Origin of the sequence: Carboxydocella sp. JDF658, assembly GCF_002049395.1 — a bacterium.
Lineage (GTDB): Bacteria > Bacillota.
The window spans coordinates 1-9,111 of the sequence record NZ_BDLR01000057.1 but is presented as its reverse complement, the minus strand read 5'-3'; the positions used below and the strand labels follow the sequence as shown (position 1 = coordinate 9,111).

General features: G+C 42.1%; 6 protein-coding genes. All 6 read right to left on the bottom strand.

Annotated features, from left to right (window positions below; translation table 11 throughout):
* Window positions 1-417: 417 nt before the first annotated feature.
* The 6 genes from JDF658_RS09450 to JDF658_RS09425 are packed head-to-tail and all read right to left on the bottom strand — an operon-like array spanning window position 418 to window position 9,006.
* Window positions 418-1,692, bottom strand: a complete 1,275-nt coding sequence (locus JDF658_RS09450) for a hypothetical protein (protein ID WP_079907386.1) — start codon at window positions 1,690-1,692, stop codon at window positions 418-420.
* Window positions 1,693-1,752: 60 nt separating this feature from the next.
* A complete protein-coding gene (locus JDF658_RS09445) occupies window positions 1,753-2,475 on the bottom strand; it encodes a M48 family metallopeptidase (protein ID WP_078666641.1) in 723 nt (240 codons plus the stop codon).
* A gap of 13 nt (window positions 2,476-2,488) precedes the next feature.
* Entirely contained in the window at window positions 2,489-5,590 is a 3,102-nt protein-coding gene (locus tag JDF658_RS09440; RefSeq protein ID WP_079907384.1) for a type I restriction endonuclease subunit R, read from the bottom strand.
* 31 nt (window positions 5,591-5,621) lie between these two features.
* Entirely contained in the window at window positions 5,622-6,875 is a 1,254-nt protein-coding gene (locus JDF658_RS09435) for a restriction endonuclease subunit S (protein WP_079907382.1), read from the bottom strand.
* Between the two features lie 10 nt (window positions 6,876-6,885).
* On the bottom strand, window positions 6,886-8,412 hold the full coding sequence (locus tag JDF658_RS09430; protein WP_079907380.1) for a type I restriction-modification system subunit M: 1,527 nt from the start codon (window positions 8,410-8,412) through the stop codon (window positions 6,886-6,888).
* 9 nt (window positions 8,413-8,421) lie between these two features.
* Window positions 8,422-9,006 carry a restriction endonuclease subunit S gene (locus JDF658_RS09425; RefSeq protein ID WP_079907379.1) on the bottom strand — a complete coding sequence of 195 codons (585 nt, stop codon included), beginning with the start codon at window positions 9,004-9,006 and terminating at the stop codon, window positions 8,422-8,424.
* Window positions 9,007-9,111 lie beyond the last annotated feature (105 nt).

Genomic DNA, 9,111 nt, shown 5'->3' with positions numbered 1-9,111 from the left:
TCAGCAGGCAGTAGAAAATCAGTTATATATCGCATTGGCAACATACTGTTTATTGAAGATGATCCAAATAAGGACAGGGTGTGAAGGACCACTGCTGACTATAAAAAGGCTTGTTTGCGCCTGTCTTTATGAGCCCTACGAGGTATTTAGGAAAAAACTAAGTAAACAGAAGAAGCGAACGTTCAAAGGACGACGAAGACTAAATTACGACGTAATATATGAGTTAACAGTAAGGCAAGTAATGGACGGAGAAACAGATTTTCTGAACGAACTGAGTTATGACCCAATTGTGTTGTAAAAGAAAATAGCTGACAAAATTTGGTAAATGATGAATTGTCTTTTATGCACAAAACATAGTTGACTACCATTCATAAAATTAATGCAACGCTACTGACCCTAAATTCAGAAATACTCAATTTAATACAAGGTAATCTTTCCTTCATAAAGCCAATCTGGTACTTTGTAGGATTTAAGTAAAGGGTGATTCGCAAAGATCAACCTGAGAGTTCTGACAGCACTATATGCATCAATTATGAGGTCATCCTGTAACTTAAAATATTTTTTGTCATATACATCTTCCTGAATCGAATGTGCTGGTTTTTGCCTCTCCCTTCTAATCCTCTTCAAAGTTGCAAATAGTTTTTTCATGGGTTCAGGGTCTTTTGGCTTAAATCTACTTGTGATCCATTCCTCAAGAAGTGCGATTGTGCCTTTAGTTCTAACTTCAATTTTTCCGTCTGCTCTTTCGATTTCCTCTTCAAGAGAGATGTCTCCTCTAAAGAACTCCTTATTAATGTTTTCTGATAACATCTTATCTAAGGAATGAACAAAGCTTTCATAGTTCTTTAAAGTTGGTCTCAGAAACACTGCAAATTCCTTTGGTCTGTTATTTTTATAGTCATTCCTAAACAGTGGTGGCTTCCCTATTTTTTTGGTCATTTCACAAACATGATGTAACTCTTCTAAAAAGGCAATAAATATCGAAACATTTTCAGCCCATTCTCCTAATGTATTTCTCAAGTAGTCGATATTTTGCTTACACTTACCACTAATTTCATATCTTTTCCAGTATTGCTGTTGATCAGGTGATAGTTTTGCCAAGTATCTTAAATACACAATAATACATCTTTCCGATTGTTCCGTATATGCCAATCCAAATGTTTGCAAGTTTATTTTGTCCTTCTCTTGCATTTCGTCATAAAATTCGCTTCTGACATATATACTTCCAGAATAGTCATCATTATGAACTATATACCTCGGATCATTAAAAAATTTCTCTAAAACAGACAACTCGAAATAGACAGGTTGAAAGTGCGGCTCCCCATAAAACAATCTTCTTGAATATGGTTCGTTTTCTGTATATTTTGGCGAAGAAATTTGCTTCAAATAGTGAGGAGAAGGATAAACACATATTCCATCAGTGGACTCATTATCAAGTAATGTTATTTGTTTTTCAACAGACAAATCATGAAATGCCTTGATATAAGGATTTAAAAAAACGCTTGAAAAGGTCAATGTAATTTTATTATTTTGCAACATCTCTTTTATTATGTTTTTCATTTCAACTTCATTTAATTTGAATAACTTCATGAGATTAGTTAAAGATATCCCGTTAAAATCACTTGAATTGGTATAATGAGAATAAACTTCATGTAAAATGTTCTCGAAAAGTGCAACTTTTTCTTTGTTCATAAGACACCTCCCATGTTTTCACGATAGTAACGAAAAAGAGACGTCAACTCGTCTCTTCCCCTATAATTCCCGAACCACTTCCTCATCCAAAATTGATTTCCGTTGTTTCCAATCGGGCATCAATGCGGAAAGGAAGCTGTAAAATTGATAATCATGGTTCTTATATAAAAAATGGATGAGCTCATGTAAGACCACATAATCGATGCAGTATTTTGGAGCCTTGATCAGCTCAAAATTGAGCAGTATGGCATTGGAATCCCTCAAACACGATCCCCATCTTGCCTTCATCGTGCGGATCATCAGCTTGGGCTTCCTAACGTTGTACTTTTGAACCAATGCATACATCTTATCCAGGGATTCATTGAATACAATTTCAGCCCTGTTCCGTAGCCACTCCCCAAAAAGCTTCTCTTTCCGTTTGAGATCCTGTTTGTCTTTTACATACAGATAAATGAAGCCTCGATAATCCTTTACTCCCTCCGCTTCGCTCTCTTCGACCCTCAAGCGATACTGCTTGCCTAAATACTTGAATGACTCTCCACTGACATATTCCTTTTCACTCTGAACTTCTGGCTGGACATCTTCAAAAAACTGAATGTTTTTCAGGATCCACGCCGCTTTCTGTTTCACAAAGCCCAGGATAAAATCGAGCGGCACTTTCTCGTTTGCCGAAACCATGACGGTCATATCGGGTTTGATGTGAAGATTGACATTTTTTACGGGTTTTCGTTCTAATATAAACGGAATCACCTTTCCTCCGAACTCGACCTGATGAATCTCCATCTCACCACACCCGTCAATATCGTCTCAAGGCAACCGTCTTGACGTTTTCAATGATTTTGTCAATCTGGTCAAAATCCAGTTTCAAACCGTGTTCCTTGGCAAAGTCGTACAGCAAATCATCCAGTTCCTGAGCGATGCGATTGTGAACCTCCATGTTATCGTGCCAATCGACCTTGCTGTGCTCCTCGATGATTTCATCCACCTGAAGGGCCAATTCGCCTATGAGTTCGTCTTTGTCCGTTAAATCATTCGCTTCCCCGATGATTTCTTTCACCACACCATAAAAAGCCTGGGCATTGGGATTCTTTCGGATGTTATCGGGGTAGGTAACGCCCGAAGCTCCTGAGCGAAAATCCCGCAAGATCTCCTTCATCCGTTGCAGATATTCCGCCTCGCTGACCCGCTTGTCCTTATAGGCCTGAATGGCTTCTTCGATCCGTTCGGAAAATTTTTTGTAGTACGCGGGATTTTCATCCCATTTGGTCTCGATTCGCTTGGACAATCGGGTACGGATCGCATCCGCTTTTGCCCGTGGGGACTGCAACCGTTTTAACTCTTCCTCAAATCCTTTCTCGTCCATAATATCCACGGGGTTTGTAATGCGAATGACCTCTTCCGCCGAAATGTAGTTGTCCATCAGCATCTGCATTTTGGCTTCGTATTCCCTATGGTCAATCGTGTCACTGTACCTGAGCTTTACGCTTTTGCGGAGTTCCTGATAGAACTTCAAATCCTTCTTGTATCGATTGAGTTCTTCTGGCCCTAAAGCCCTGTACACATTTTCCGACTCCAGGGCGATCCCCAGATGGCGACCAAACTGGCTGAGCACGTTGTAAAAGTGTTCCCTGAGCTCCTCGTTTTCCAGGAGAACCTCGTATTCTTCGATGTCGTTTTTGTTTTTCACAGGGATGAAAATGTTCACGAGTTCCGTATGATAATGCCTGAGCGTTCCGATGACGCTGATCACATCGTACAATGTTCCTTTTAAGTCCTTCGGGTCGAAATTCTCCAGCCCCGCTCCCGAATACATCTCCATCGCTTCATCCAGTTTGTCGAGCAATCCTCGGTAATCAATGATGAGACCGTAATCCTTGCCTTCGTACAGACGATTTACTCTGGCGATGGCTTGCAGGAGAGTGTGTTCTTTCATCGGTTTATCGACATACAAAACCGTCGCCCTTGGAGCGTCAAAACCCGTCAGCAATTTATCGACGACGATGAGTAGGTCGATGTCGTCACCGTTGATAAACTCATCCTTGATCGCTTCTTCGTAGGCTTCCTCGTTCCCGTATTTGTCCATCATCCGTTTCCAAAACTGCTGAACTTTATCATCGGTGCTTTCATCCACCTCGTGATGCCCTTCCCGCTGATCAGGGGGAGAAATGACCACCGCACAGTTCAGATCGCCCAGTTCTTCGAACGCCTCCAGATAACGGATGGCTTCTTTCTTGCTGTTCGTTGCCAGCATGGCTTTGAAATGAGAGCCTTGGGTCTTGTAATTGTGCAGAAAATGTTCGTTGATATCGAAAGCGATCATTTTGATCCGCTGATCAGACGAGGCTATGCGTTCAAACTGGCTCCACTTTCGCATCACTTCTTCTTTTTGCTTTTCATTCAGGTGGCGGGTGATCATCTCCAAACGGTGGTCGATGGCTTTGCGGTTTACCGTTTGCTCGACCATTTTGCCTTCGTAGAGAAGCGGGACAATCGCCTTGTCACGAACCCCGTCGGCAATCGTATAGGCATGGATCAGTTTTCCGAATTTGACCATCGTATTTTTTTCTTTTTTCATCAGCGGTGTCCCCGTAAAACCAAGGTAGCAGGCATTGGGGAACACCTGTTTCATTTTGTTGTGCAGTTCCCCGTACTGCGTCCGATGGGATTCGTCCACCAGGATGAAAATATCTCTGGAGAGAATCGGCTTTTGTTTCACCGCCGCTGTATCAAACTTGTGGACAAGGGTCATCACTATGTCGGCACTGTTGTCGTTGATCAAATCGACCAAATGTTTGCCCGATGTGGCTCGGCTAGCTTTAAGCCTGGTATGATTGAATGTGCGGTGAATTTGTTTGTCCAGCTCTTTTCTGTCGGTCACCACAATGACTTTCGGGTTGATGTTTTGCATTTCCGTAAGCAGGTATTTCGCCAGCATCACCATCGTGAGCGATTTTCCCGAACCTTGGGTGTGCCAAATGACCCCGCCCTGGCGATTGCCGTTTTGGTCGGTCTCTTCCACGGTTTTGAGGATTTCTTTGATGGCAAAATATTGCTGGTAACGGGCAATCTTTTTTTCGTTTTTATCAAACAGCACGAAATAGCGGGTCAGCTCCAGCAGTCTTTCGGGATGGAACAGGGAAATGATATTTTTATCCTGATTCGTCGGCAGACGGTGATGCACCGTCTTGCTTAATTGTTCCTGCAACCAATCTTCGTCTTCTTCTTTCCATACCGCCCAGAATTTCCTCGGCGTATTGCATGTCGCATACTGGGTTTCGTTCTTGTTCGTCGCCATTACGATTTGAACAAATTTGAACAATTGCGGGATGTAGTCTTTGCCCTGATTGCGGATCATCTGGCTAATGCCTTGCTCCATCGAAATGGAGGCTTTTTTACACTCGATCACGGCAAATGGGATTCCGTTCACATAGAGCACAATATCTGGACGGGCGGTTCCTTGCCCGTCCATCTTCTCAACAACGACTTCTTCCGCCACATGAAAAATGTTGTTCTCCACGTTCTCCCAATCAATATACTGAATGGTGAACGATTTCTTGGAACCATCGGGCAAATTCTCGGAGTAACTTCTCCCCAGCATTAAAGATTCGTATATTTTTTCATTCGTCTTTACCAATCCATCTGTCAACGGCTCATCCAAATCCCGAATCGCCTGCTGAATATTCCGCTCACTGAAACGATATGTAGCTCCTTTGTACTCATAAGCATTCAGCTCCTGAAGCTTTTCTTCCAACACATCCTTCAGGATGACATTATATTGGTTGCCCCTCATTGCTTCCGCCTGATCAGAAGTCAGGTAACGATAGCCTAACGCCTTCAACACCTCAATGGCTGGCTGTTGGCTGATATTCCGTTCATCATAATCCTTTGCTCTGGGCATATTTTCACCTCCCAATTTGCAGAGTGAAGCATCAACACTTCACTCTGACTTTTCCAGTGAGCAACAGTTGCATGAGACCTTTTTTTTGTTGTTTTAGGGCTTCAAGTTCTTTTTCCAAAAATTCTATTTCCTTATCTACACAAATCAATATTTGTGCAATAGCTTTTTGCTCGTTCACATCTTGAGGTATCCTCACTTTGATAACCTTAAAATTTTCATATTTCAAATTTAAGGTGTCATCTACTAATCCTTGCGAATATCTTCTAAACTTGTCGATCACTTTCGGTAATTTGAATAAATACCCCATAAAATATGAGTCAACTTTATCCGTAGGCTTCAGGACCGTGTATGCAGGACTTACAATGCCCTCATATTTAGAAACTCCTGATACCCCTTGCCACATTCTCATGGTGTTGTACCCAATATCTAAAGGCATAATCCTTTTATACTTTGATTTATCTTCACTTGAATTGTCTTTAATGTCTACTTCATCTCTCCGAACAATACCTCTTTGAGCTGTAATAGCTAATAACTCAAGGTGAACATGCCCTGTTTCTTTTCTTTCTTTCAATACCTCGCCTAACCTTACTTCCTTCCATTCTCCCTTAAACCCTGGCAACCTGACCTTCCCCGTCAACAACCTCTGCATCAAGCCCTTTTTCTGCTCTTTTTTCTGTTCAATCAATTTCTCTTTTAGCTCGATTGCTTTGTCCCAGGTGGAGAGGATGTTTGCGATTTTTTGTTGTTCGTTTATTGGTACTAGAGGTACTTCTAAAGATAAAAACGCTGTTTTTGAAATGTTTTTCATACTGTTACTTGTACCAGTAGCAATATTTTTTATTTGCCTTTTGAGATTCGGGATTGTTAGTAAGTATGCCAACCATTTTCCGCACACATTACCTTTGTATCTTGTTTGCCAAAGTCGATCGGGTAAAAATAAATGCGGATAGTCTTTATCTACGTATCCTATTTCACCAACTAACTCAGGGGTATTCATCCTGCTAATGATTATTGAATCCTTTATTGGATTTAACTTAGCACGATGAATTTCATTTGGTTTTATCAATTTATTTTCAGTAGGAAAGAACCTTCCGTCATTAACTGCACTTGTTTTAAGTATTCCTTTTTCTGGTGGATTAGCTGGACAATCTTCCGAATTTACACTTACTCCAGCATCTAAAGACTCGATATATTCACTCAGTTTTACTATCTTCCAATCATTTGGCAATAACCCGAGAGACGTTCTTGAATACCCTTTTTGTTCTGTGGTAATTACTGAGTTCATATTTGATCACCTACAGCCCCAACTCTTCCAAATACTTTTCCATCTGCCGCTCTACTTCCTGAAGTTCCCGCTTAATATTGGCAATGTTCTCTTTCACTGCATCCATGTCAACTAGTTCTTCTTCCTCAAACGTATCGACATATCGCGGAATGTTCAGATTGTAGTCGTTCTCTTTGATCTCATCGATGGTTGCAACATAGGAATACTTGTCAACGGCTTCGTATTTTTCATACGTCTCAACGATTTTTTGGATATCCTGCTCCCTGAGCTTGTTCTGGTTTTTGCCCTTTTCGTAGTTTCCTTCTCCCGAGGCATCAATAAACAGAACTTCTTTTTTCGTACGGTTCTTCTTGAAGACCATCACGCAAGCGGGAATACCTGTTCCAAAGAACAAGTTTTCAGGCAATCCGATAACAGCATCCAACAGGTTGTGTTTAATAATTTCTTCCCGAATTTTCGCCTCGCTTGCTCCTCTGAACAACACACCGTGAGGAAGGATGACCGCCGCACGGCCGTTTTCCGCAAGCGAATGAAGGATGTGCAGGACGAAGGCGTAATCTCCTTTGGATGCGGGCGGCACTCCCCAAGCAAATCGACCATGGGGATCCAGGCTTGCCTCCATTTTGAACTTCTCGTCGTTATTGCCTTCCCCCGCGAAACCCATCGCCCATTTGTCGAGCGAAAACGGAGGATTGGCGACGATCACCTGGAATTTCATCAGCTTGCCGTCTTCCAGATGCAAAGGATTAGCAAGGGTGTCGCCCCATTCAATCTTGGCATCGTCAATGCCATGCAGGTACATGTTCATCAATGCCAGGGAATGGGTTTGACCGTTCCGTTCTTGCCCATATACCGCCACTTTTCGGCTCGGCACTTGCCGTACCACGCGAATCAGAAGGGAACCCGAACCGCAAGTGGGGTCATAAATCCGATCATTTTCTTGAGGTTTCACCAGTCTCGCCAGCAGTTCGGATACTTCTGGCGGCGTGAAAAACTCGCCGCCTTTTTTTCCAGCATCGCTGGCAAACATGTTGATCATGTATTGATACGAATTTCCGATAATGTCCTCATCCTCAAGCACCGAAGGACGAAGATCCAGCTTGGCGAAATCCTCCAGAAGCGTTTTCAGCATCGCATTTCTTTCTTTCGTTTTGCCCAGGATCGCTTCGGAGTTGAAATCGATATTGCGGAACACACCCCGCAACTTCCCTGTGTTTTCATTCTCCAAACGTTCCAACGCCTTGTTGATGATCACGCCGATTTCGGGGTCATTCCTCTTGCTGTAAATGTAATCGAACGTGGAAGATTCATCGAGGATAAACCGTTCCCTGGACATTGCCCGCTTAATCCGTTCCTGATCCCCGTTATACCGCTTGGTATATTCTTCAAGCCTTTCTTTGTATGTATCGCTCAGATATTTCACGAACAGCATGACCAGCACGTAATCCTTGTAAATGCTGGAGTCAATTTTTCCCCTGAATGTGTCACATGCTTGCCAAAGAACCGAGTTGATATAAGCTTGCGTTGTTTTTTCCATGTTTCTCCTTCACCCTTCGTTCATTTTTATGATTGAATAAGTAACCGCCTTATAGAACTTTTCCTTTTCAGCCATTAGTTTTTGATACAAACGCTTTTCCTTTCGATATAATTGCTGTATTTCTGTAATCTTTTGCTGTTTATCCAAATCCAGTTCAGGAATCGATATCTTTTCCAAAATCTGTTTATTGGTGCTAGGAATATGGGTTCCCGTCTGAAACTTTAACAAATCCCCCTTCACTTTATCCGTGTTTAAGAACCACGCAACATAACCTGGCAGTACCGATGCATGATGAATTTCGATGTTGGCGAAATAAGAAGGAATCAGCAGTCCTTCTTGTTCCTTGTCAATCAACACCGCTGTATTGGGATGACTGAGACGAACAAGTATATTTCCCTCACGGGTGAAAAACTCATTGCCGATGATTTCCTTACTCTTGAAGCTCTCGACGGGATCCTCTGTAAACGTTCCGTCTTCCTGGATGTTTTTAAGAGATATCATCGGATATTCCGCTACAGCTTCCAAGTCTATTTCAGCCTTTTTTCTGGAAAGCACGAGCCCCATTTTAATCCGAGCAATTTCACCAAGGTACATGTTACACCTCCTCGTATCATATATTTAGAGATTTAACCTGAACGGTAATATTAACCGTTCATTTTTTGTACCAAATTTGTTCTTTAAAAACTGGAAATTAGACTT